The organism is Kitasatospora aureofaciens (assembly GCF_019192735.1).
In the GTDB taxonomy this organism is placed as follows: Bacteria; Actinomycetota; Actinomycetes; order Streptomycetales; family Streptomycetaceae; genus Kitasatospora; species Kitasatospora aureofaciens_A.
In genome coordinates this window covers 30,600-53,557 of sequence record NZ_JAHTKP010000002.1, presented here as the reverse complement: position 1 = coordinate 53,557, position 22,958 = coordinate 30,600, and the positions used below count along the sequence as shown (strand labels likewise).

The following is a 22,958-nucleotide window of genomic DNA, read 5'->3' as shown; positions in this document are numbered from 1 at the left end:
GCTCCTTACGAGTAGAGGGAGCCCGTGTTCACGACCGGCTGGGTGCCGCGGTCACCGCACAGCACCACCAGGAGGTTGCTCACCATGGCCGCCTTGCGCTCCTCGTCGAGTTCGACCACGTCGCGCTCGGCCAGCCGGTCCAGGGCCTCCTCGACCATACCGACAGCGCCTTCGACGATCAGCCGGCGAGCGGCGACCACGGCCCCGGCCTGCTGGCGCTGGAGCATCACCTGGGCGACCTCGGGCGCATAGGCGAGCCGGGTGATCCGGGACTCGACGACCCGGACGCCGGCCGAGACGACCCGGGCGGCGATCTCGGCGGAGAGCTTGCGGGTGACCTCCTCCGCGCCGTCGCGCAGCGACAACTGGCCCTCGTGGTGGGCGTCGTACGGGTAGCTGCTGGCGATGTGCCGGACGGCCGTCTCGGTCTGGATGGCGACGAAGTCGGTGTAGTCGTCCACCTCGAACACGGCCTTGGCGGTGTCCTCGACCTGCCAGACCACGACGGCGGCCATCTCGATCGGGTTGCCGTCCGCGTCGTTGACCTTGGTGGTCTCGGTCTCGTGGTTGCGGATCCGGGTGGAGATCCGGCGGCGGCTGGTGAACGGGTTCAGCCAGCTCAGGCCCTCGGCGCGGACGGTGCCGCGGTAGTTGCCGAGCAGCTGCACCACCCGGGCCTCACCGGGCGAGACCACGGTCAGCCCGCACAGCATCACCAGCGAGCCCAGCGCGAGCAGCGGACCGGCGATCACCAGGGCGATCCCCGCCCCCTTGGCGCCGCCGGACAGCTGCACGCCGCCGGCGATGACCGACCCGAGCCCGGCGACCAGGCCGAGCAGCGCGCCCCCTAGGACCGGCAGGCCGGAGGCGGCGGTGATGACACGTTCGGTGATCTTGGGGACCGGCAGGTCCAGGGCAGGGCCGTCTTCTTCGTCGACGGTGATACGCGGTGTGGTCATCGGACCGACTCCTCCAGCGAGTGCTTCCGCTTAGCTGTCAAAGTGATATCACTTTTCGCGCGCACCGCGCCAGGGGTCGGCACGACAGGGAGCGGCAGGACCCGGCCACAGGCGGCCGTCAGAAGCCCCGGGCCGATGCCCACGGGCGGGTGAATTCCGGCGCGCCGCGCAAAAGGAAGAGGGGGCTGCGTTCTAGACTTTCGTCGTCACGGGCAACGAAGCTCCAGCTCAGGGCCTGCCCGCGGACGGTTCACGACATGCGTCTCGAAGGTGGGGCGGGTGGGACTCGAACCCACGACCAAGGGATTATGAGTCCCCTGCTCTAACCGGCTGAGCTACCGCCCCGGTTCGCCGCGCGCGCCGGTCGTCGGCCACGGCAGCAGCAGACGGCCCCGCGAGGCCGTCCCGGGCAGCATAGCCGGTCGATCACCCGTGGTGCGCGCCGGGGGCGCACCTGGGAACGCAGGGGTACACGCCTCTCCGGGCGGAGCAGTCGGGTTGGCACGGCCGGGACGGGACAGGCAGCCTGGGCTGATGACGAGACGTGAGGCGGCTGCGGCGGCCGGTGCCGTGCTGGTGCTGCTGGCCGCGGCGGGGTGCACGACCGCGGCGCGGCCCGGCGGGGGCACCCCGACCGTCACCTCGGCCCCGGCCTCGCCCACCGCCTCGGGAAACAGCCATGGCTGGAGCAAGCAACGGCTCAAGGGCGCCATCGCCAAGCACACCGGGGTCACCCGCACCGCCAAGCCCAACGTGCTGAACGGCCTGGTCGGCGCCGTCTTCACCCGCAACGCGGACGGCGACCACTTCTGCACCGCCAGCGTGGTCGACAGCGCCGGGCTGAACCTCATCGTCACCGCCGCACACTGCGTCTGGGACCCGAAGCTCGGCCAGCGCAGCGACCTGGTCTTCATCCCCGGCTACCGCAACGGCGACACCCCGAGCGGCGTCTGGCCGCTGGTGGCCGTCACCGTCGACAACGGCTGGAAGGACCACGCCGACCCGGACGTGGACGTCGCCTTCGCCGTCGTCCAGGCGCAGAACGGGCAGCAGGTGCAGCAGGTGCTCGGCGCCAACAAACTGGGCGTCAACCGCGGCTACCAGCTCCCCGTGCGGATCACCGGCTACCCCGGCAGCAGCGACGTCCCGATCACCTGCTCCAACAACACCACCGAGCAGAGCCCCACCCAGGTGCGGATCGACTGCCCCGACTACACCGGCGGCACCAGCGGCAGCCCCTGGGTCACCGACTTCGACCCGGACACCCGGACCGGCACCGTGGTCGGCGTGATCGGCGGCTACCAGCAGGGCGGCGACAGCCCCGACACCTCGTACAGCAGCTACTTCGGCGACCGCGTCCAGGTGCTCTACGACCGCGCAACGCAGTAGCTGAGGAGAGCCGGAGAAGCCGCCGACGTCGGCGCGGAAGTCGTATCGAACGACCGGCAGTGGCGCTGCCGGGCGCGGCCTGGTAGATCTTCCTCACGAACGGCGGAACGCAGGACCCGGCACCCGCCCCGAGGAACGAGACGGAGCCCCGATGGCCCCCCGCCCGGTACGGCCCGCGCGCGCGGCACGGACGGCCGCGCTGGCGGCCCTGCTGCTCGCCGCCGGCACCGCGTGCAGCGGGACGGACCAGGGGCCCACCGCCGAGGTCGCCCAGCAGAGCGCGGCCCGCGACCGGATCGGCACCCTCTCGGTCCGCACCCCGCAGGGCCCGCGCGCCTGCACGGCGAGCGTCGTGCGGAGCCCGAAGCACAATCTGCTGGTGACCGCGGCGCACTGCGTGCAGAACCGCAGGATCGGCCTGCTGGACGGCCTGGTGTTCACCCCCGGCTACCGCAACGGATACTCCCCGTACGGGAGTTGGCCGGTGCAGTCGATCACCGTCGACCCGCGCTGGGCGGACGACGACGACCCCGAGTACGACGTGGCGTTCATCACCGTGCGCCCGGTCGACGGCAAGCAGGTCGAGGAGGCGGTCGGCGGCAACCCGATCGCCACCGGCCAGGGCTTCGGGCAGGCGGTCTCGGTCACCGGCTACCCCAACGAGCGCGACGAGCCGATCACCTGCTCGGTGACGACCCGCTCGCAGAGCCCGACCCAGGAGCGGTTCGACTGCGGCGGCTACACCGACGGCACCAGCGGCAGCCCGTGGGTCACCGCGACCGGGACGGTGATCGGCGTGATCGGCGGCTACCAGGAGGGCGGGGACACCCCCGGCACCTCGTACAGCGTCGCCTTCGACGGGCGGGTCGCCGAGCTCTACCGGCAGGCGACCACCTGAGGCTTCCGGACGTGACGGACGCAACACGGCGCCACAGCAGCACGACAGCAGGGCAACACGACGGCGGGGCAACACGAAAGCCCCCCGGTCATCCGAGGGGCCTTCGCTCTGAGCAGTCACCGGGCGCACCCGGTGCAGCTCCCGCATTTGGACTCGAACCAAAAACCTGCCGGTTAACAGCCGGCTGCTCTGCCAATTGAGCTATGCGGGATCGCGGTACTCAACTCCCGTACCACACACAGGAAAAGGGACCCGAAGGACCGCTTCCCGAGCTCCCCCAATTGGACTCGAACCAATAACCTGCCGATTAACAGTCGGCTGCTCTGCCAATTGAGCTATGGGGGATCGGCTCCCGCTTCGGCCCCCGGTTCCCCCGGGCTCCTCGGCGCTCGCTGCGGGACATACATTAGCGCACTCGGGGGGGTGGTCCGCCAATCGCTTTCCCCGGCCGCCCCGGGACCCGCCCGGCGTGCCCCGCGCGCGCCCGGCGCGCCCCCCGGGGATGCTGGGGACGCAGACGGTTCGCCGTCCCGACGGACGGGTAGGGCAATGCGGCAGAAGGCCGCCAGGAGAGGGTGGAATCCCATCATGTGGAAGCTGTCGTTGGCCGTCGGACTCGCGGCCGGCTACGTCCTGGGCTCGCGGGCCGGGCGTCAGCGCTACGACCAGATCGCCAAGGTCACCCGGCAGATCGCTCAGAACCCGACGGTCCAGGGGGCGACCGACCGGGCCAGGCAGCAGGCCGGCGCGGTGGCCGGGAAGGCGGCCGGCGCGGTCGCCGACAAGGTCGGGGACCGGCTGCCGCACGTCGTCACCGACCGGGTGCCGTACTTCAACCGGGCCCGCACCGAGGACGACGGCTGGGGTACCTTCCGACCGTGACGCCCCGGTGACGCCCGCCCGGCCAGGACCTCACGCCGGGGTTCCGAACGGGCAACACCTCGCCCGGTCCGGACGCGTCCCGGGCCGGGCTGAGGCATGATCTCGACATGGCCATCGTCGCGGGGATAGACAGCTCGACCAGCCGTACCCGGATCGTCGCGTGCGACACCGAGACCGGCGCGGTCCTGCGCTCCGGCAAGGCACCGCACCCCGTCCCGGAGAGCCCCGAAACCCGGGCCGGCGAGGCCGACCCGCAGATCTGGCTGCACTCGCTCGGCGACGCCGCCGCCGGCGGCCTGCTGGAGGGCGTCCGGGCGATCGGCGTCAGCGCGCAGCAGCACGGCATGATCGGTCTCGACGCGGGCGGCGTGCTGGTGCGGCCCGCGATCCTGTGGAACGACCCGCGCTCCAGCGGCGCCGCCGCCAAGCTCCTCGACGCGCTCGGCGGCCCCGCCGCGTGGACCGCCGCGATCGGCGCCGTCCCCGGGCCCTCGTACACCATCGCCAAGCTGCGCTGGCTGGCCGAGTTCGAGCCGGCCAACGCCCGCCGGGTGGCCGAGGTGCTGCTGCCGCACGACTGGCTGGTCTCCCAGCTGCTCGGCAACCCCAGGCGCCGCACCACCGACCGGGGCGACGCCTCCGGGACCGGCTACTGGTCGCCGATCACCGGGGAGTACCGGCAGGACCTGGTGAAGCTGGCGCTCGGCCACGAACTGAAGCTCCCCGACGTGCTCGGCCCGGCCGAGCCCGCCGGCCACACCCCCGAAGGCCTGCTGATCTCGGCCGGCACCGGCGACAACATGGCCGCCGCGCTCGGCCTCGGCCTCGGACCCGGCGACGCGGTGGTCTCGCTCGGCAGCGCCGGGACGATCTTCGCGGTGCACGAGCGGGCCATCGTCGACGCCACCGGGCTGATCTCCTCCTTCGCCGATGCCACCGGCCGCCACCTGCCGATGGTCGCAACCCTGAACGCCGCCCAGGTGCTCCGCTCCACCGCCGCGATGCTCGGCCAGGACCTGGACGGCCTGAGCGACCTCGCCCTGCACTCCTCCCCCGGCGCGTACGGGCTCGTCCTGCTGCCCTACCTGGAGGGCGAGCGGACGCCCGCGCTGCCGCACGCGGCCGGCACCCTGACCGGTCTGCGGGTCGAGTCGATGACCCCGCAGCACCTGGCCCGGGCCGCCGTCGAGGGCATGCTCTGCAACATCGCGGACGCGCTGGACGTGCTGCGCGCCCAGGGTGTGGAGATCAAGCGGGTGTTCCTGCTCGGCACAGCCGGGCGGCTGCCGGTCGTCCGGCACGTCGCCCCGCTGGTGTTCGGCGTCCCGGTCGTGGTGCCGCCGCCGGGCGCCCACGCCGCCCGCGGGGCCGCCCGGCAGGCCGCCTGGGCGCTGGCCGGCACGCCCGGGCCGCCGGCCTGGGAGCTGCCGGAGGCCGAGACCGTCCGGCCCGACGGCGACCAGGACCTGGCGATCGGCTCGGCGATCCGTCAGCAGTACCGGGCCGCCCGCGAGCAGATCCACCCGGAGACGGCCGGCTGAGCCACTCCGCGCGGGAAGTGGCGGGGAGTATCGGCCAGTCCGTCCGGCGAACATCGGCGGATGAAGATGCGTCACCCGACGCTCGATGGCAGCGTGGGACGGGACACGGCCACCGGAGTGAAGGACGGCAGGCATCCATGGCGCTGCACAAGGGGGCCGGCGACGACCGCCGGCTGAGCATCAGTCCGTTCGTGGGCACCGCCGACCCGCTGGGCGCGATGGAGCTGGCGCCGCCGCTGCACCGGCTCGGCGACGGCCCCGTCCCGGCCGACACCGCCTACCAGCTAATCCACGACGAGCTGATGCTGGACGGCAACGCCAGGCTCAACCTGGCGACCTTCGTCACCACCTCGATGGAGGTGCAGGCCACCCGGCTGATGACCGAGTGCCTGGACAAGAACATGATCGACAAGGACGAGTACCCGCAGACCGCCGAGCTGGAGCGGCGCTGCGTGGCGATCCTCGCCGACCTCTGGCACGCCCCCGACCCGGACGGCGCGGTCGGCTGCTCCACCACCGGCTCCAGCGAGGCCTGCATGCTGGCCGGCCTCGCGCTCAAGCGCCGCTGGATGCGCCGCAACGCCGAGCGCTACGCCGCCGGGGCCCGGCCCAACCTGGTGATGGGCATCAACGTCCAGGTGTGCTGGGAGAAGTTCTGCAACTTCTGGGAGGTCGAGGCGCGCACCGCGCCGATGGAGGGCGAGCGCTTCCACCTCGGCGCCGAGCAGGCGGTCGCCCTGTGCGACGAGAACACCATCGGCGTGGTCGGCATCCTCGGCTCCACCTTCGACGGCTCCTACGAGCCGATCGCGGAGATCTGCGCCGCCCTGGACGGGCTCCAGCAGCGCACCGGCCTCGACATCCCGGTGCACGTGGACGGCGCCTCCGGCGGCATGGTGGCGCCCTTCCTGGACCCCGACCTGGTCTGGGACTTCCGGCTGCCCCGGGTCGCCTCGATCAACACCTCGGGCCACAAGTACGGCCTGGTCTACCCAGGCGTCGGCTGGGCGCTCTGGCGGGACAAGGAGGCGCTGCCGGAGGAACTGATCTTCCGGGTCAACTACCTCGGCGGCGAGATGCCCACCTTCGCGCTGAACTTCTCCCGGCCCGGCGCGGAGGTGGTCGCGCAGTACTACACCTTCCTGCGGCTCGGCCGGGACGGCTTCCGGGCCGTCCAGGGTGCCTGCCGCGAGGTCGCCACCTACCTGTCCGGGGCGATCGAGAAGCTCGGCGGCTTCCGGCTGCTCACCCACGGCGACCAGCTTCCGGTGTTCGCCGTCACCACGACCGACGACGTGCCGTTCGACGTGTTCGACGTCTCGCGGCGGCTGCGCGAGCGCGGCTGGCAGGTGCCCGCGTACACGTTCCCCGCGAACCGGGAGGACCTGTCGGTGCTCCGGATCGTGTGCCGCAACGGCTTCTCGCGGGACCTCGCCGACCTGCTGCTGGCCGACCTCGGCCGGCTGCTGCCCGAGCTGCGGCGCCAGCCCGTCCCACTGAAGGAGCTCGGGATGCCGGCCCGGACGGGCTTCCACCACTGAGGCCCCGGCCCTGGCGGGGCCTCAGCATGATCACGGCGGGGAGGGCGCATCGGAGCGCCCTCCCCGCCGTGCGTCCCGGACGTCCGGGGCAGCCTCCCCCCGCGAGGCTGCCCCGACCGGTGGGGGAATCGGGACGTGGGGTGTCGGACGGACGATCGGTGAACGATCAGTGTCCGAACGAAGCATCCGGTGGGCGAACCACACCGGCGAGAGAACTGTGCACGACGAACCCATGAATGTTCGAGCCTCTCCGGGGGTTGTGAGACACTTCGGACCGTCTCAGCCCCAGGACCTGGGGTTTGAGACGGCAGGCCGATGAGGTTGGAGAAGCGGAGACACCCGAACTGCCCGGTCGGAGGCCCATTCCGCCCTCCCTGCTCCCCCGATCCCCGTCTCGTATTTGGAAGGGCCGCATGGGTTCCGCCTGGAAGCACCTGCCCGAGGAGTTGACCGGGCCCGCCCGAAACCTGGCCGAGGAACTGCGCGCCCTCAAGGACGCCGCCGGGCTCTCGCTGTCCGAGCTGGCCACCCGGACCCACTACAGCCGGGCCTCCTGGGAGCGCTGGCTGAACGGCAAGCGGGTCATCACCGAGCAGGCGCTGGACGCGCTGATCGGGGCGGTGGAGTGCGACGGGCCCGCGCTGCGGGCGCTGTGGCGGCAGGCCCTGGAGGGGCCCGAGGACGGGACGGGCGAGGACGCCGCCGTCGAGCCCCCGACCGAGCCCGCCGCGGAACCCGCGGCCGACATCGCCGAGGTGGCCGGCCCTCCGGCCGCTGCGGACGAGCCCGGACCGGCCCCCGCGCCAGGTGTGGCGTGGTGGCGGCGTCCGGTGCCCCTGCTGTCCGGCGCGGCTGTGCTGGCCGCCCTGCTGGTACTGGTGGGCCTGCGAGCCACCCGGAGCGACGCGCCGCAGGCGCCGGTCGCCGAGTCGGTCCCGGCCTCCGCGCCCGGCTCCGCCCAGCCCGTCCCGTCCGACCCCACCTGCCAGGCGGTCGGCTGCGCGCACAAGGACCCCAAGGTCACCGGCTGCGGCAAGGACGCCCGCACCCTGCAGAGCGAAGTCATCGGCAAGGTGGTCATCTACCTCCGGTACAGCCAGAAGTGCCAGGCCGCCTGGGCGGCGATCAGCGAGGGCCAGCCGAAGGACTACGCCACCATCACCAGCGGCACCGGCGAGAGCGAGACGGCCCTGATCCACTGGGGCTACGACAACTACTCGATGATGCTGAACGCGGCGGACCCGGCCGTCACCTTCCGGGTCTGCGGGTACCAGCCCGGCGGGACCGTGTGCATCGGGCCGGTCGCCGACCTGGCCGGCGTGGTCGCGTCCACGCCGATCCCGATCGGGCCCGCCTCGCCGCCCCCGGGGGCCGGTGCCACGGCCTCGGCGACTCCGTCGGAGACCGCCACGACCTCCGTGTCACCGTCTGCCACGGCCTCTCCGTAGCAGCGGGCTCAGTCGAGGTACCCGCGCAGCTGTGCGGCGAAGGCGTGGTCGCGGAGCTTGACCAGCGTCTTCGACTCGATCTGCCGGATCCGCTCCCGCGTCACCCCGAACACCGCGCCGATCTCCTCCAGCGTGCGCGGGCGCCCGTCGTCCAGGCCGTAGCGGAGCTGGACCACCTGGCGCTCGCGCTCGCCCAGGGTGGCCAGCACCGCGTCCAGGTGCTGGCGCAGCAGCAGGAAGGTGGCGGACTCGGCGGGCGAGGCGGCGTCGGCGTCCTCGATCAGGTCGCCCAGCGCGACGTCGTCCTCCTCCCCCACCGGGGTGTGCAGCGAGATCGGCTCCTGGGCCAGCCGGATCAGCTCGCGCACCCGGCCCTCGGTCAGCTCCAGGGCCGCCGCGATGTCGGCCGCGGCCGGCTCGACGCCGCGCTCCTGCAGCAGCGCGCGCTGCACCCGGACCACCCGGTTGATCAGCTCGACCACGTGCACCGGCACCCGGATCGTCCGGGCCTGGTCGGCCAGCGCCCGGCTCATCGCCTGCCGGATCCACCAGGTGGCGTAGGTGGAGAACTTGTAGCCGCGGGCGTAGTCGAACTTCTCCACCGCGCGGATCAGGCCGAGGTTGCCCTCCTGGACCAGGTCCAGCAGGGTGAGCCCGCGGCCGACGTAGCGCTTGGCGACGGACACGACGAGGCGCAGGTTCGCCTCGATCAGGCGGCGCTTGGCGATCCGGCCCAGCACCACGAGGGTGTCCAGCTCGTGGGCCGGCGGGTCGGGGGGCGGGGGTTCGCGGTTCAGCCGCTCCTCGGCGAACAGGCCGGCCTCGATCCGGCGGGCCAGCTCGACCTCCTCGGCGGCGTTGAGGAGCCGGATCCGGCCGATCTCGCGCAGGTACTGGCGGAGCAGGTCCGCGGCCGGGCCGCCGGTCTCGGCCCGCTCGCGGGGGCCGGGCGCGTCGTCCGGTTCGGAGTCCGGTTCTGCGTCGGGTTCAGCATCGGGATCGGCTTCGGCTTCGAGGTCCGACGCCTCGGGGTGGCCCTGGGCTGAGACCCGGGCACCGTCCGGGAGCGCGGAGTCGGCCCGGCCGTGGTCCGCCTCCTCGCCGGAGGGGCGGGGGGCCGGGTCGGTGGGGGTCGGTCTGACGGTCGGGCCGGACGTCGCGGCAAGGCCTTGGTCCACGGGCATCCCCTCGGGGCGCGCGCGACTCTGGCGGACCCGCGCTGTACGGAGCTGGGACGCCCTCCAGTGTGCGGTACGCCACACTCCGTGGCCGAGACTCGTGCGCCGACTTTCTGCGCACGGGTCGAAGGCCCTAGAGCGCGGCGGCGCCCCGGCTGCGCAGCTGCTGCCCGTACTGCTGGAGCTGCCACAGCTCGGTCTGCACCGCGTGCTGCTCCTCGGCGTTGGCCCGGGGGCCGAGCCGCTGGAGGTACCCGCGGACCTCGGCGATCCGCCGGTCCACCGCGAGCAGGCGCAGCTTGACCAGGAACTCCCCCGCGTAGACAGCGTCCGCCTTGCGCCGCGAGCGCACCGGCTCCACGGTCAGCTCGGTCACCAGCGAGCGCACCTGGTCGTCCGGGGCCGCCTCGCGCACCGCGCTCGTGAAGTCCGGCAGGGTCGCCCCGTACGCGGCGCCGCCGGCCTTGGCGACGGCATGCCGGACGGCCGTGTACGGCGGGGTCGGGAACTCGTCGTCGCCGTAGTGGTCGAAGGCCGGGCTGACCAGGTCCGGGTGCTGGAGCGCCAGCTTGAGCAGTTCGCGCTCCACGAACTGGGCCGGGTCGCGCGGGTTCAGCCGGAAGGCGGGCTGTGCGGGCCGGACCGGCACCGGCTCGGGGCGGCGCTGCTGGGCGCCGCGCGGGTTCTGCTGGCGCTCGCGGTCCCAGCGGGCCAGCTGGGAGACCCGGCGGACGACGAAGGGCTCGTCCAGGATGCCGAGCATGCCGGCCAGGCGGACGGCGTACTCGTGCTGGATCGAGCGGTCCTTGATCTTGGCAACGATCGGGGCCGCCTCCTCCAGCGCCGCCGACCGCCCCTCCGGGGTGTCCACCCGGTGCCGGGCCACCGCCGAGGTCAGCGCGAACTCGAACAGCGGGACCGGGTTGTCGATCAGCGTGCGGACCGCGTCGTCGCCCTGGGCCAGGCGCAGCTCGCACGGGTCCATGCCGCCCGGGCTGACCGCGATGGAGGTCTTGGCGGCGAACTTCTGGTCGTCCTCGAAGGCGCGCAGGGCGGCCTTCTGGCCGGCCGCGTCACCGTCGAAGGTGAAGACCGTCTCGCCGCGGTACTGGGAGGTGTCCATCAGCAGCCGGCGGATGATCTTGATGTGGTCCTCGGCGAAGGCCGTACCGCAGGTGGCCACCGCCGAGGTCACGCCCGCCAGGTGGCAGGCCATCACGTCGGTGTAGCCCTCGACCACCACTGCGCGGCCCGACTTGGCGATCTCCTTCTTCGCCAGGTCGATGCCGTACAGCACGTGCGACTTCTTGTAGATCGGCGTCTCGGGGGTGTTCAGGTACTTCGGGCCGTTGTCGTCCTCGCGCAGCCGGCGGGCGCCGAAACCCACCACCTCGCCCGCGATGTCCCGGATCGGCCAGACCAGGCGGCCCCGGAAGCGGTCGATCAGGCCGCCGCGCTGGCCCTGCGAGGCCAGGCCGCCGAGCAGGATCTCCTTGTCCGTGAAGCCCTTGCCACGCAGATAGCGCACCAGGTGCTCCCAGCCGGCCGGGGCGTAACCGACGCCGAAGGTGCGGGCCGCCTCCTCGTCGAAGCCGCGCTCGGCCAGGAAGCGGCGGCCGATCTCCGCCTCCGGCGAGGCCAACTGCTCCTGGTAGAAGGCGGCGGCCACCTTGTGCGCCTCGACCAGGCGGGTGCGCTCGCCCTGCTGGTGGCGGGGGCTGTAGCCGCCCTCCTCGTAGCGCAGGGTGATGCCGGCCTGGGCGGCCATCCGCTCGACGGCCTCGGCGAACGTGAAGTGCTCGATCTTCATCAGGAAGGCGATGGTGTCGCCGTTCTCCTGGCAGCCGAAGCAGTGGAAGACGCCCTTGGCGGGGTTCACGTAGAAGGAGGCGGACTTCTCGTCGTGGAAGGGGCAGACGCCCTTGTACTCACCGCCGCCACCATTGGTCAGCTGTACGTAGTCGCCGACCACCGCGTCGATCGGCAGTGCGCTGCGCACCGCCTGTACGTCTTCGTCCCTGATCCGCCCGGCCACCCCGGAAGTCTACTGGGGTGGCCGGGGTTTCCCGCCGGAGACGGTGCCCCTCCGGTTCCGGCCGGGCGGCGCCCTCACGTCCAGGCGGCGCCGACGAGTTTGGCGTGGAGGGCCAGCGCGGAGGCGTCGGTGAGGGTGGCGATCTGGTCGATGACCGCGCGGAGGGCGGCGCGGTCGTCCTCGGCCTCGCGGTAGAGGGCGGCGAACACCGGGTCCAGGCCCTCGGGGGCGCGCTGGGTGAGGACGTACGCGAGCTCGGCGATCACGATCCGCTGGCGGGCCCGCAGCTGGGCCTGCTCGTCGCGCTGCATCACGTAGCGGACGGCGACCGCCTTGAGCACCGCGCACTCCAGCCGGACGTCCCGCGGCACCACCAGCTCGGCCGCGTACCGGGTGAGCCGGCCGGGGCCGTAGCGGGCCCGGGTGGCCTGTTCGGCGGCCAGGCAGAACCGGCCGATCAGCTGGCTGGTGAGGTCCTTGAGCCCGGCCCGGGCGCGCGCGGTGCCGTCGTAGGAGCGGGGCCACCAGTCCTGGGCGAGCAGCCGGTCGAGGGCGGCGGCGAGTTCCTCGGGCTCGGCGTCGGTGGCGTAGCGCTCGGCGACCTTGAAGAGTTCGGCACGCTCGCTCGGGGCGCGCAGGGCGGCCGGGTCGATGTGGCCGGCCTGGAGGCCGTCCTCGACGTCGTGGGTGGAGTAGGCGACGTCGTCGGACCAGTCCATGACGGTGGCCTCGAAGCACTTGCGCCCGGCCGGGGAGCCGGCCCGCAGCCAGCGGAAGACCGGCAGGTCGTCGGCGTAGACGCCGTACTTGGGCGAGGCCGGGTCGACGGGGTGGGCGCCTCGGGTCCACGGGTACTTGGTGGCGGCGTCGAGGGCGGCGCGGGTCAGGTTGAGGCCGACGCTGCGGCCGGGCCAGGGGGCGAGCCGGGCGGCGGGCTGCTCGTCCTGCGGGGCGAAGCGCTTGGGTTCGAGGCGGGTGAGGATCCGCAGGGACTGCGCGTTGCCCTCGAAGCCGCCGCAGGCCTCGGCGGCCTGGTCGAGGGCCTCCTCGCCCGTGTGGCCGAACGGCGGGTGGCCGATGTCGTGGGCCAGGCAGCAGGTCTCCACGAGGTCCGGGTCGCAACCCAGGGCCGCTCCCAACTCCCGCCCGACCTGGGCGCATTCGAGGGAGTGGGTGAGCCGGGTGCGGGGGAAGTCACTGCGCATCGGGGCGACCACCTGTGTGGTGCCGGCCAGGCGGCGGAGCGCGGCCGAGTGCAGCACCCGGGCGCGGTCGCGCTGGAACGCCGTGCGGCCGGGGCGCTTGTCCGGTTCGGGCACCCAGCGGGCCTCGGCGGCGTGGTCGTACGGGGTCGGGGCGGCAGCGGGGCGGTGCGCGGTGTCGTCCATCCACTTCCTTGCGTAGTCGATCGGCCTCGTGGAGTGACATATACTCGGTGGCCTGTCCTAGGACAGCGGTCAGGGCTTGGCCGTCATGAGGCTCCCGGAGTCGAATGAGAAGCCTCTCCGTTCTCGCGGAGAGGGGGAGTCACATGCCGCTCACCGTACGCCGACCCTCTGACACGGGAGGCGTGCCGCGCGCGTGGGCCAGAGGGTGGATCCGTAGATCCATGGCCGTGTGCCGCCGACCGACCGGTCGGCGGCGCGGTCTGCCGCTGGCTCAGCCCGAGACGGCCTTCAGGACGGCGGCGGCCGTCGCCTCTTGGCCCTTGGCGTTGGGGTGGATCGCCGCCAGGCCCGGGGCCGGGAAGGGCGGCTCGACCCAGCGGGCGGCCGCGCCGGCGCACATGTCGTGCCCGGCGGAGGGGGCGGCGGCGTCCACGAACACCGCGCCGGCGCTCTCCGCGCGCTTCCTGAGCATGCCGTTGAGCTGCTGCTCCTTCTCCACGAGGAAGCCGAGGTCGGCGGCGGCGACGGTGCTGCCGAGCACCGGCAGGCAGCTTGCCGGGTCGGCCGGGAACAGGGCCGGGTAGCCGACCACGTACACCCGGGCCTGCGGGGAGCGGCGCCTGATCTCCTGCAGGGCCTGGCCGAGCCGTTCGCCGGCCGCGTCGACCTTGCGCTGGACCTGGTCGGTGCCGTCGCCGGCGTAGCGGTCGCGGCAGGGCGAGGTGGCGCGTTCGCTGCCGACCAGGCCCTTCACCGCGTCCACCAGGTTGTCCTTGGCGCACTGGGTGACGACCTCCATGAAGCCCGCGTCGTTGCCGCCGATCCCGACGGTGACCAGCCGGGTGGCCGGGGTCAGTGCGTCCAGCTGGGGCGGGTTGGCGCCGCCGTCGGTCTGCTGGGGGCGGGTGAGATCGCCGGTGCGGGCGCCGCTGCAGCTGACGTCCTGGAACTGGCCGGTCGCCAGGCCGAGCGCTTTCGCCACCAGGGACGGGTAGTTGACCCCCGAGCGGGAGCAGCCCTTCGGGTCGCCGACCTGCGGGGTGATCTTCAGGCCCGAGGTGTACGAGTCGCCGAGCGCCACGTAGGGCCCGGTGGGCGTCGGGGTCGGGGTGGGCGTCGGCGTCGGGGCGGCCGGGGTGGCCGGGGCCCGGGCGGGCAGGGCACCCGCGAAGCCCTTCTCCGGCCCGCCGTCCGAACCGCCCCCGGAACTGCAGGCGGCCAGCAGCACCGCGGCCAGCCCGGCGGCCGTCACGGCGGCGGCCGGGCGTGTGGTCATCGGCATGGCATCCCCCCGGGGGTAGGAATCACGGGCATCTCCCTACGGCGGCCCGTCCCCCGGGCACCGCAGGGGCCAACGAACGGCGTCCGCCGGATGACTCCCGGGCCGGGAGTCACTCTGCGCCCATTCCGCCCGCGGCTACTCCGCGCCGCGCTCGTGCTCGGCCAGGAACTGCTCGAAGCGGCGGCCCAGCTCGTCCGCCGAGGGCAGGTCGACCGGCTCGGCGAGCAGGCTCTCCCGGCCCTCCGCGCCCGCCACGGCGTCGTACTGGCCCTCCATGCCGCGGATCGCCGAGCGCAACTCGCCGTCCCCCTGGGACAGCTGCTCCTCGATGTCGGCGTACACCTCGTCGACCTGCCGGCGCAGCCGGGTGCCCGGCAGCACCAGGCCGGTGGCGGACTGCACCGCCTCCAGGATCAGCACGGCCGCGGCCGGGTAGGCCGAACGGGCGACGTAGTGCGGGACGTGCACGGCGAAGCCCAGCACGTCGTGCCCGGCCTCGGCGAGTCGGTACTCCAGCAGCGCCTGCGCGCTGCCCGGCACCTGCGCCTGCTCGAACCACTGCGGGCAGTCGGCGGCGAGATCCAGCCGGTTGCCGTGCGGCGTCAGGCCGACCGGGCGGGTGTGCGGCACGCCCATCGGGATGCCGTGGAAGTCCAGGCTCAGCCGGACCTCGAAGCGCTCCACCAAGTCCCGGACGGCGGCGGCGAAACGCTCCCACTCGACGTCCGGCTCGGGGCCGGTGAGCAGCAGGAACGGCGCGCCCGCGGCGTCCCGGACGAGCTGGAGGAGGATCTCCGGCGGGTCGTAGGACGTCCAGTGGTCGCGGTCGAAGACCATCGCCGGGCGGCGCGCCCGGTAGTCGACCAGGCGGTCGTGGTCGAAGCGGGCCACCACCTGCGGCGATCCCGTCTCCAGCAGGTGGGCCACCACCTGGCCGCCGGCCTCCCCGGCGTCCATGAAGCCCTCGAAGTGGTGGAGCAGCACGAGGCCCGCGCCGGTGTCACGCAGCTCGGCGTTGGCCGCGGCCACGGCGGCCACGCCCTGCTGATCCAGCTCGTACAGCGCCTGGAAGTCACGCACCGCGCACCCAACCCCGTTCTCTGCTCGTCCCGATGTACCGGCTTCTCGCCCTCTCGTCACTCCAGCGTGCCGGGTCCCGCCGGAATTCCCGCGTGTGCGGACGGCCTGTCCGGCGGCCTCGGCCGACCGCTCCGGACCATGATCACACCCGATCGAAAATCCCCTGGTCAGGGGTGTCCTCGGGGGCCTCCGGCGGGCCGATCCGAAGCGTGCCCGGGCGACCCGCGCCCCCAAACGCGCGCCGCGAAGTGACGCACCGCCTTCTGGCGGGTATCGTCCTCTCGCTGCCTCGCATCGTCGCGTCGTCATCACGTCGTCCGTAACGCCGTCGATCACGTCCCGGATCGGTGCTGGCCAGCCACCCACGACGCATCTTGCCTTCACCTGGCCGCCTGCTTCCCTTCGCGCTCTCGTTTCCTCTTCGGCCATTTCGCGGACGCACACTGTCCCTTCGCTCATCCCGCCGGACCGGTCCGTGGACCCGCGTCCGTTCCGGCACCGCGCCGCCCGCTCCGGGCCGCCGCCCCCGCCCCGCCCGACCGGACCTCCGGTGTGCATCAGGGGTACCCGGCGGGCGGATTCCGGGCCGGGGCGAACCAGTCCACCGCACCCCGTGCCGTACCCCGGCGCGGGAGGCACCCTCCGACCGATGAAGGACCGAAGGTTCCGTGCCCGTACCTGTCATCCTCACCGGCCGCACCGTGCGGCTGGAGCCCCTCGCCGCGCACCACGCCGAGGCCATTGCCGAGGCCGGCGCCGAGGACCGTACGACCTACGCCTTCACCCCCGTCCCGCACGGCCTGGAAGCGGCCCGCGACTACATCGCGCGCGCCCTCGCCGACCAGGCCGCGGGCCGGTCGCTGCCGTTCGCGACGGTGAACGTGGCGGACGGCCGGGTGGTCGGCTCCACCCGCTTCCTGGAACTCGACTACTGGCAGGGCCCGATGGTCTGGCCGCCGGTGCCCGGGGTGCCGTTCGGCGATCCGGCCACGGCCGTGCCGGACGCCGCCGAGATCGGCAACACCTGGCTCTCGCCGCGGGCCCAGGGCACCGGCATCAACACCGAGGCCAAGCTGCTGATGCTGCGCCACGCCTTCGAGACCTGGGGGGTGCAGCGGATCTCGCTGCGCGCCGACGCCCGCAACCTGCGCTCGCGGGCCGCCATCGAGCGGCTCGGCGCGACCTCCGAGGGCGTCCGCCGGGCGCACTCGCGCGGGCTGGACGGGGTGGTCAGGTCCACCGCGTTCTACTCGATCCTCGACGACGAGTGGCCGGCCGTCCGGGACATCATCGAGCTGCGGATCGCCGCCGCCACCTCGCCGAGCGCCCCGGATCCGGCGATCAACCAGGAGTGCCTTAGACGCGGCGGCAGTGGCACCGGGCACCTGATCACGGCCTGAGGGGCGACCACTTACCGCTGGCGGCGTTCCTCAGGATCCAGGTGAGGAGGTCGAGGTGCCGGCCGTCCGGCTCCAGCGGGAACCGGCTGTGACCCGCCTCGGCGACGGCGGACACCGGCCGCCAGCCGCCCCGGACCCGGGCGACCGTCACCTCCCAGCGGGCAAGGCCTTTCGGGTGGCACAGCCGGACCGTGCCCTCGTGGGTGTGGACCTGCCAGCGGAAGTCCAGCGCGGCCGGACCGGACCCGGTCCGGATGCGCTGCCACTGCTCGTCCGTCCACACGACGTCCGGGACCGGATGGGGACGCGGCACCAGCATCCCCTCACGGCCCCGGCCGTCGGGGACGCTGCCCGGCGCCGGGAACGCCCAGGCGGGCAGCGGCTCGCGGGCGGCCGTCCAGGCGGCCGGGATGCCCTGGGTGCCGGTGTACGCGGCGACCACTCCCCCGGTGATCGCGGCGACGGTGTCCATGTCGCCGCCGGCCGCGATCGCCTCCCGGACGGCGGCCGGGTAGTCGTCGAGCCGTCGGGCGGCGCACCACAGGGCGTACGGAACGGTGTCGGCGGCGGACGTCCGGCTGCCGTTGCCGAGCGCCCTGGCGGCGACCCGCAGGTCCGGTTCGGCGAGCAGGTCGATCGCCTCGGCGAGACCGTCGTGGACGGCGCCGCTCGGGGTGTGGTGCAGGACCTTCCGCAGGAAGGTGTTCGAGGTCATCGCCGGCTCGGTCCGGGCCCGGACCGCGCAGGCGGCGGCCACCGCGACGGCGATCGCGCCGTCCACGGCCTGCGGGTGGGTGTGCGTGATGACCGCCGTCCTGGCGGCCAGCCGGACGACCTCGTCCAGGTCCTCGGCGAGCGCCGCCCCCAGCGGGGCGACCCGCATCGCGGCGCCGTTGCCGTACGAGCCCTGCCCGTCGAAGAGTTCGGCCGCCAGCGCCTTGGCGTCGCCGCCCTCGCGGATCAGCCGGAGCATCCGGTTGGCGGCCGGGCCGTAGCCGCGGTCGAAGTCGTGGCGGAGCGCGAAGGCGTGGGTGAGGTCGAAGGTGTCGATGCCGCCGCGCTCGGTGTGGGCGGCGTACACCGAGCAGGCCATCTCGGTGTCGTCGGTCCACGGCCAGGGGCCGGGCGGAGCGGTGCGGGCGGCGAGGTGCGCGGCGGCGACCTCGGGGACGAAGAACTGGGCGCCGAGGGCGTCACCGACGGAAAGGCCGTTGAGCGCGTCGAGCGCGGGGCCGGCGGGTGGAGTTGTCATATGGCTCCCAGCACAGCCGCACGGCCGACGCCTCGTCAACATCATTTGCCGGAGCACCTCCCACGGGGGATGTTTCGCATACATCCCATCTGGGTGGGAAGCACCCGGGCATGACCCGCGCAAACCCTCTCGACCCCGTCGCGCTGCTCGGCGCCGACCAGCAGCACATCGTCACCCGGGCGCAGCTGCGCCGCCTCGGCGTGCCGTCCGGCACGATCGCCCACCGACTGCGGGCCGGGGGGCCGTGGCAGCAGGTGCTGCCGCGGGTGATCTGCCTGCAGAGCGGGCGGCTGACGGATCATCAACGGCTGCGCGCCGCCCTGGCGTACGCGACGCCGAAGGGGCGGGCGCCGCGGGACGGGGAGGTCCTGCTGACCGGGATCGCGGTGCTGGCCGACGCGGGCCTGCCGAGCGCCGGGCACCCGACCGACCTCGCGCAGGTCGACGTGCTGATCCCGGGGCCGCGCCGGGTCGGCGACCGCGGGTTCGTCCGGATCCACCGCTCGTCCGGGCCGATGCCGGGCGGGTACGAGCGGGACGACGGGCTGTGGAGCACCACCGTCGCGCGGGCGCTCGCGGACCTCGCGCCGCGGGAGACCGGGCAGCGGCGGTTCCGGGCGCTGTGCGCGGAGGCGGTGCAGCGGCGGCACTGCGAACTCGGCGAGCTGCTGGACCACTTGCTGGCCCGGCCGGGCGCGCTCGGGCTGCCGCACGTCGCCCAGGTGGTGGAGGACCTGACGGCCGGGGTGCGGTCGGTGGTCGAGGGCGAGGCGCGCGACCTGCTGCACGGCTCCGGCCTGCCGGAGCCGCTGTGGAACCCGGTGCTGTTCCTCGACGGCCGCTTCCTCGCCGTCCCGGACGCCTACTGGCCGCACGCCTGCGTGGCGCTGGAGATCGACTCCCGGGCCTGGCACCTGCGCCCGGCCGACCACGAACGCAGCCTGGCCCGCGCCAACCGGCTCACCGCCGCGGGCCTCCCGGTGGTGCGCACCACGCCCGTTCAACTGCGGCGCGACCCGACGCCCGCGCTGCACGAACTGACCGCCCTGCTCACCACCGGCCCCCACGGCCCGCACGCCCGCATCAGCTGGCGCCGCGCGAGATGAAGGGAGCGCGAGGTTCCCGGCGACGCCGCCGAGGGTCAGCAGCGCGGGTCGATCTCCTGGAAGGTCACGTAGTGGTCGGGCGACCAGTACTGCTCACCGGCGCCGCCGGTGACGACGCGGCGGGTGCCGCGGTCGTTGGAGCCCGGGGTGACGACGGTGAACTCGTGGTAGTAGCCGCCCGCCTTGCGCGGGAGGCGGCTCTCGCGGTTCTCGAAGACGATGCCGTCCCGGTTGTACGGGTAGGGGCCGCCCTTGGCGATCAGGCCGAGGGTGTCCTGGGCCTGGCTGGGGAGCTTGGTGCGGCAGACGTCGGCCAGCGCGGGGTCGGCGGGCACCCAAGTGCCGCTCGGGGCAGGGGTGTTGCTGCCGGGTGGGGACGACTTGGGGGCGGAGGGCTTGGGGGCGGTGGAGCCCGCGGTGGCGGTGGAGGTCGCAGCGGCCTTGGGGTGGCTGCTGCTGCCCTTGCCCGAGAGGAGGTACCCGGCCGCGGAGGCGATCGCGAGGATCACGACGGCCACGAACACGAGCAGGCGGTTACGGCTGGTCATGCGCCCTAGCTTGGCAGGCGCCGAAGCCGCGGCCGACGTCTCACACACGTGGCTGATGCCACACAGACGTACGGCCGGGCGGAGACGGACGCCGTTGTCCGTCTCCGCCCGGCCGTGTTACGTACGCCGGTTCTCCTGCGCCGAGCTCCGGTGTACGCCCTCCCGACGGGAGGGAAAGCGGTCAGTCCGACCCGCGCTTGAGTAGGGGATGCCTACCCTCTCAGCGCGAGTCGCTGCCCGCCGACTCGATGGCGGCGCGGCCTGCCTCCAGGCGCGCCACCGGGATGCGGAAGGGGGAGCAGGAGACGTAGTCCAGCCCCACCTCGTGGAAGAAGTGGACCGACTCCGGGTCACCACCGTGCTCGCCGCAGACGCCGAGCTTGAGGTCGGGGCGGGTGGCCCGGCCGGCCTCGACGGCGTGCCTGACGAGCGAGCCGACGCCGTCGCGGTCGATGGTCTCGAACGGGGAGACCCCGAAGATGCCCTTCTCCAGGTAGGCGGTGAAGAACGAGGCCTCGACGTCGTCCCGGGAGAAGCCCCACACGGTCTGGGTGAGGTCGTTGGTGCCGAAGGAGAAGAACTCGGCGGCCTCGGCGATCTGGCCGGCGGTCACCGCGGCGCGCGGCAGCTCGATCATGGTGCCGAGCTTGATGTCCAGCTGCACGCCGGTGGACTGGGCGACCTCGGCGAGCACGCGCTCGCACTCGTCGCGGACCAGCTCCAGCTCCTGGACGGTGCCGACCAGCGGGATCATCACCTCGGGGCGCGGGTCCCCGCCGGCCAGCTTGCGCTCGGCGGCGGCCTCGGCGATGGCGCGGACCTGCATGCCGAACAGGCCGGGGATGACCAGGCCGAGGCGGACGCCGCGCAGGCCGAGCATCGGGTTCTGCTCGTGCAGCCGGTGCACCGCCTGGAGCAGACGCAGGTCGTTCTCGTTCGGGTCCTTGCGGGCCTCGGCGAGGGCGACGCGCACCGACAGCTCGGTGATGTTCGGCAGGAACTCGTGCAGCGGCGGGTCGAGCAGGCGGACGGTGACCGGCAGGCCGTCCATGGCCTGGAACAGCTCGACGAAGTCGCCCTTCTGCATCGGCAGGAGGGTGGAGAGGGCGAGCTCGCGGTCCTTGTCGTTGTCGGCCAGGATCAGGTGCTCGACCTCCTTGCGCCGCTCCTCGCCGAGGAACATGTGCTCGGTGCGGCACAGGCCGATGCCCTGGGCGCCGTAGCGGCGGGCGCGCGAGCTGTCCTCGGCGTTGTCGGCGTTGGCGCGCACGGCCAGGCGGCGGCGGCCGTCGGCGTGCGACATCAGCCGGTGGACGGCCTGGACGAGCCCGCCCTGGACGTCGGCGCCGGCGTGCAGGGTGCCCTCGAAGTACTCGACGACGGGGGACGGCAGGACGGGTACCTCTCCGAGGTAGACCTTGCCGGTGGCGCCGTCGATGGAGACGAGGTCGCCCTCCTCGACGACCAGCCCGTCGGCGGTGGTGAAGCGGCGGGCCTTGGTGTCGACCTCCAGCTCCTCGGCGCCGCAGACACAGGTCTTGCCCATGCCGCGGGCGACGACGGCGGCGTGCGAGGTCTTGCCGCCGCGCGAGGTGAGGATGCCCTCGGCGGCGATCATGCCGTCCAGGTCGTCCGGGTTGGTCTCGCGGCGGACCAGGATGACCTTCTCGCCGGAGCGGGACCACTTGACGGCGGTGTACGAGTCGAAGACGACCTTGCCGATCGCGGCGCCGGGCGAGGCGGCGAGGCCCCAGGCGATCTGCCGGGACTCGGCGTTCGGGGCGAAGCGCGGGAACATCAGCTGGGAGAGCTGGCCGCCGGTGACCCGCATGAGGGCCTCGTCGAGGTCGATCAGGCCCTGGTCGACCAGCTGGACGGCGATCCGGAACGCGGCGGCGGCGGTGCGCTTGCCGACGCGGGTCTGGAGCATCCAGAGCTTGCCGCGCTCGATGGTGAACTCGATGTCACAGAGGTCGCGGTAGTGGTTCTCGAGCTTCTGCATGATCGCCATCAGCTCGTCGTACGACTTCTTGTCGAGCTTCTCCAGCTCGGCCAGCGCCAGGGTGTTGCGGATGCCGGCGACGACGTCCTCGCCCTGGGCGTTGGACAGGTAGTCGCCGTAGACGCCCTGGGCGCCGGTGGAGGGGTCGCGGGTGAAGGCGACGCCGGTGCCGGAGTCCTCGCCGAGGTTGCCGAACACCATGGTGCAGACGTTGACCGCGGTGCCGAGGTCGTTCGGGATGCGCTCCTGGCGGCGGTACAGCCGGGCGCGGTCGCCGTTCCAGGAGTGGAAGACGGCGTGGATGGCGAGGTCCATCTGCTCGCGCGGGTCCTGCGGGAAGGCCCGGCCGGTCTCGCGCTCGACGATGCCCTTGAACACCTCGACGAGTTCCCGGAGGTCGGAAGCGTCCAGGTCCAGGTCGTTGACGGTGCCCTTGGCGTGCTTGGCCTCGTCCAGGGCCTCCTCGAACAGCTCGCCGTCGACGCCCAGCACGGTCTTGCCGAACATCTGGACCAGGCGGCGGTAGGAGTCCCAGGCGAAGCGCTCGTTGCCGGACTGGGCGGCGAGGCCAACCACCGAGGCGTCGGAGAGGCCGATGTTGAGGACGGTGTCCATCATGCCGGGCATGGAGAACTTGGCACCGGAGCGCACGGACACCAGGAGCGGGTTGTCGGCCTGGCCGAGCTTCTTGCCCATCTCCTGCTCGAGGGCGTCCAGGTGGGCGCTGATCTCCTTGTGCAGCGAGGCCGGCTCGCTGCCGGTCTCCAGGAAGACCTTGCAGGCCTCGGTGGTGATGGTGAACCCCGGAGGGACGGGGAGGCCCAGGTTGGTCATCTCGGCCAGGTTCGCGCCCTTGCCGCCAAGAAGATCCTTGAGGTCCTTGTTTCCTTCGGTGAAGGAGTAAACAAACTTCTGCTGGGACGGCACGGGTCGGTCTCCTCGCACACGGTTGCCCTGACGCCGGAGAACATACCCATTTCGAAGGTTCTTCTCTGCCCCGAATAGGCCGTACGAGGCTGGTACCCAGCG

At 73.1% G+C, this 22,958-nt stretch carries 17 protein-coding genes and 3 tRNA genes; 8 read left to right on the top strand and 12 right to left on the bottom strand.

The features are described 5' to 3' along the window. Positions 1 to 5: 5 nt before the first annotated feature. Positions 6 to 959, bottom strand: coding sequence for an SPFH domain-containing protein (locus tag KV557_RS02295; protein ID WP_218197893.1), 954 nt, complete (start codon positions 957 to 959; stop codon positions 6 to 8). Positions 960 to 1,230: 271 nt separating this feature from the next. Then, positions 1,231 to 1,304 (bottom strand) — tRNA-Ile (locus KV557_RS02290). A gap of 189 nt (positions 1,305 to 1,493) precedes the next feature. Here KV557_RS02290 and KV557_RS02285 point away from each other — a divergent pair. Both KV557_RS02285 and KV557_RS02280 read left to right on the top strand, forming a co-directional pair. Continuing rightward, positions 1,494 to 2,348, top strand: a complete 855-nt coding sequence (locus tag KV557_RS02285; protein ID WP_218197892.1) for a trypsin-like serine peptidase — start codon at positions 1,494 to 1,496, stop codon at positions 2,346 to 2,348. Between the two features lie 151 nt (positions 2,349 to 2,499). Beyond that, positions 2,500 to 3,246, top strand: coding sequence for a trypsin-like serine peptidase (locus KV557_RS02280; protein WP_218197891.1), 747 nt, complete (start codon positions 2,500 to 2,502; stop codon positions 3,244 to 3,246). A 138-nt stretch (positions 3,247 to 3,384) separates the two neighbouring features. Here the strand turns inward: KV557_RS02280 and KV557_RS02275 are convergent. Beyond that, positions 3,385 to 3,457, bottom strand: a tRNA-Asn gene (locus tag KV557_RS02275). 61 nt (positions 3,458 to 3,518) lie between these two features. Beyond that, positions 3,519 to 3,591: transfer RNA gene (locus KV557_RS02270), tRNA-Asn, on the bottom strand. A 243-nt stretch (positions 3,592 to 3,834) separates the two neighbouring features. On the opposite strand from KV557_RS02270, the gene KV557_RS02265 reads away from it, so the two are divergent. The 4 genes from KV557_RS02265 to KV557_RS02250 all read left to right on the top strand — a co-directional run bounded on the left by KV557_RS02265 (position 3,835) and on the right by KV557_RS02250 (position 8,658). Beyond that, positions 3,835 to 4,128 carry a hypothetical protein gene (locus KV557_RS02265; protein WP_218197890.1) on the top strand — a complete coding sequence of 98 codons (294 nt, stop codon included), beginning with the start codon at positions 3,835 to 3,837 and terminating at the stop codon, positions 4,126 to 4,128. A 107-nt stretch (positions 4,129 to 4,235) separates the two neighbouring features. Beyond that, a complete protein-coding gene (locus KV557_RS02260) occupies positions 4,236 to 5,669 on the top strand; it encodes an FGGY family carbohydrate kinase (protein WP_218197889.1) in 1,434 nt (477 codons plus the stop codon). Positions 5,670 to 5,806: 137 nt separating this feature from the next. Further along, a complete protein-coding gene (locus tag KV557_RS02255) occupies positions 5,807 to 7,210 on the top strand; it encodes a glutamate decarboxylase (protein WP_218197888.1) in 1,404 nt (467 codons plus the stop codon). A 413-nt stretch (positions 7,211 to 7,623) separates the two neighbouring features. Next, positions 7,624 to 8,658 (top strand): helix-turn-helix domain-containing protein, encoded by a 1,035-nt coding sequence (locus KV557_RS02250; protein ID WP_218197887.1) that lies wholly within the window; start codon positions 7,624 to 7,626, stop codon positions 8,656 to 8,658. Positions 8,659 to 8,666: 8 nt separating this feature from the next. On the opposite strand, the gene KV557_RS02245 is transcribed toward KV557_RS02250, so the two are convergent. The 5 genes from KV557_RS02245 to KV557_RS02225 form a co-directional block, all read right to left on the bottom strand. Then, a complete protein-coding gene (locus KV557_RS02245) occupies positions 8,667 to 9,842 on the bottom strand; it encodes an RNA polymerase sigma factor (protein WP_218197886.1) in 1,176 nt (391 codons plus the stop codon). Positions 9,843 to 9,969: 127 nt separating this feature from the next. Beyond that, entirely contained in the window at positions 9,970 to 11,871 is a 1,902-nt protein-coding gene (gene dnaG, locus KV557_RS02240) for a DNA primase (protein WP_218197885.1), read from the bottom strand. 74 nt (positions 11,872 to 11,945) lie between these two features. Beyond that, positions 11,946 to 13,259: a deoxyguanosinetriphosphate triphosphohydrolase gene (locus KV557_RS02235; RefSeq protein WP_218197884.1), complete on the bottom strand. Its 1,314-nt coding sequence runs from the start codon at positions 13,257 to 13,259 to the stop codon at positions 11,946 to 11,948. Between the two features lie 271 nt (positions 13,260 to 13,530). Beyond that, on the bottom strand, positions 13,531 to 14,535 hold the full coding sequence (locus KV557_RS02230; protein WP_218197883.1) for an SGNH/GDSL hydrolase family protein: 1,005 nt from the start codon (positions 14,533 to 14,535) through the stop codon (positions 13,531 to 13,533). Positions 14,536 to 14,676: 141 nt separating this feature from the next. Beyond that, complete coding sequence (locus tag KV557_RS02225) at positions 14,677 to 15,621, bottom strand: PAC2 family protein (RefSeq protein WP_218197882.1); 945 nt, start codon at positions 15,619 to 15,621, stop codon at positions 14,677 to 14,679. A gap of 668 nt (positions 15,622 to 16,289) precedes the next feature. Here KV557_RS02225 and KV557_RS02220 point away from each other — a divergent pair. Beyond that, positions 16,290 to 17,021, top strand: a complete 732-nt coding sequence (locus KV557_RS02220) for a GNAT family N-acetyltransferase (RefSeq protein WP_218197881.1) — start codon at positions 16,290 to 16,292, stop codon at positions 17,019 to 17,021. Here KV557_RS02220 and KV557_RS02215 read toward each other — a convergent pair. Continuing rightward, entirely contained in the window at positions 17,011 to 18,273 is a 1,263-nt protein-coding gene (locus tag KV557_RS02215; protein ID WP_218197880.1) for an ADP-ribosylglycohydrolase family protein, read from the bottom strand. The two genes, KV557_RS02220 and KV557_RS02215, sit on opposite strands and share 11 nt — an antisense overlap. Positions 18,274 to 18,383: 110 nt before the next feature. Between KV557_RS02215 and KV557_RS02210 the strand changes: the two genes are divergently transcribed. Continuing rightward, a complete protein-coding gene (locus tag KV557_RS02210) occupies positions 18,384 to 19,379 on the top strand; it encodes a hypothetical protein (protein WP_218197879.1) in 996 nt (331 codons plus the stop codon). Between the two features lie 35 nt (positions 19,380 to 19,414). On the opposite strand, the gene KV557_RS02205 is transcribed toward KV557_RS02210, so the two are convergent. After that, entirely contained in the window at positions 19,415 to 19,927 is a 513-nt protein-coding gene (locus tag KV557_RS02205) for a ribonuclease (RefSeq protein WP_218197878.1), read from the bottom strand. Positions 19,928 to 20,147: 220 nt separating this feature from the next. Next, the gene (gene ppdK / locus KV557_RS02200; RefSeq protein WP_308129728.1) at positions 20,148 to 22,856 is read right to left on the bottom strand and encodes a pyruvate, phosphate dikinase; all 2,709 of its coding nucleotides are present in this window, start codon (positions 22,854 to 22,856) and stop codon (positions 20,148 to 20,150) included. Positions 22,857 to 22,958 lie beyond the last annotated feature (102 nt).

Excerpts from the sequence above, each read along its gene's own strand:
- KV557_RS02295 (WP_218197893.1), bottom strand. The coding sequence starts at position 959 with ATGACCACACCGCGTATCACCGTCGACGAAGAAGACGGCCCTGCCCTG.
- KV557_RS02285 (WP_218197892.1), top strand. The coding sequence starts at position 1,494 with ATGACGAGACGTGAGGCGGCTGCGGCGGCCGGTGCCGTGCTGGTGCTG.
- KV557_RS02280 (WP_218197891.1), top strand. The coding sequence starts at position 2,500 with ATGGCCCCCCGCCCGGTACGGCCCGCGCGCGCGGCACGGACGGCCGCG.
- KV557_RS02265 (WP_218197890.1), top strand. The coding sequence starts at position 3,835 with ATGTGGAAGCTGTCGTTGGCCGTCGGACTCGCGGCCGGCTACGTCCTG.
- KV557_RS02260 (WP_218197889.1), top strand. The coding sequence starts at position 4,236 with ATGGCCATCGTCGCGGGGATAGACAGCTCGACCAGCCGTACCCGGATC.
- KV557_RS02255 (WP_218197888.1), top strand. The coding sequence starts at position 5,807 with ATGGCGCTGCACAAGGGGGCCGGCGACGACCGCCGGCTGAGCATCAGT.
- KV557_RS02250 (WP_218197887.1), top strand. The coding sequence starts at position 7,624 with ATGGGTTCCGCCTGGAAGCACCTGCCCGAGGAGTTGACCGGGCCCGCC.
- KV557_RS02245 (WP_218197886.1), bottom strand. The coding sequence starts at position 9,842 with ATGCCCGTGGACCAAGGCCTTGCCGCGACGTCCGGCCCGACCGTCAGA.
- KV557_RS02235 (WP_218197884.1), bottom strand. The coding sequence starts at position 13,259 with ATGGACGACACCGCGCACCGCCCCGCTGCCGCCCCGACCCCGTACGAC.
- KV557_RS02230 (WP_218197883.1), bottom strand. The coding sequence starts at position 14,535 with ATGACCACACGCCCGGCCGCCGCCGTGACGGCCGCCGGGCTGGCCGCG.
- KV557_RS02215 (WP_218197880.1), bottom strand. The coding sequence starts at position 18,273 with ATGACAACTCCACCCGCCGGCCCCGCGCTCGACGCGCTCAACGGCCTT.
- KV557_RS02210 (WP_218197879.1), top strand. The coding sequence starts at position 18,384 with ATGACCCGCGCAAACCCTCTCGACCCCGTCGCGCTGCTCGGCGCCGAC.
- KV557_RS02205 (WP_218197878.1), bottom strand. The coding sequence starts at position 19,927 with ATGACCAGCCGTAACCGCCTGCTCGTGTTCGTGGCCGTCGTGATCCTC.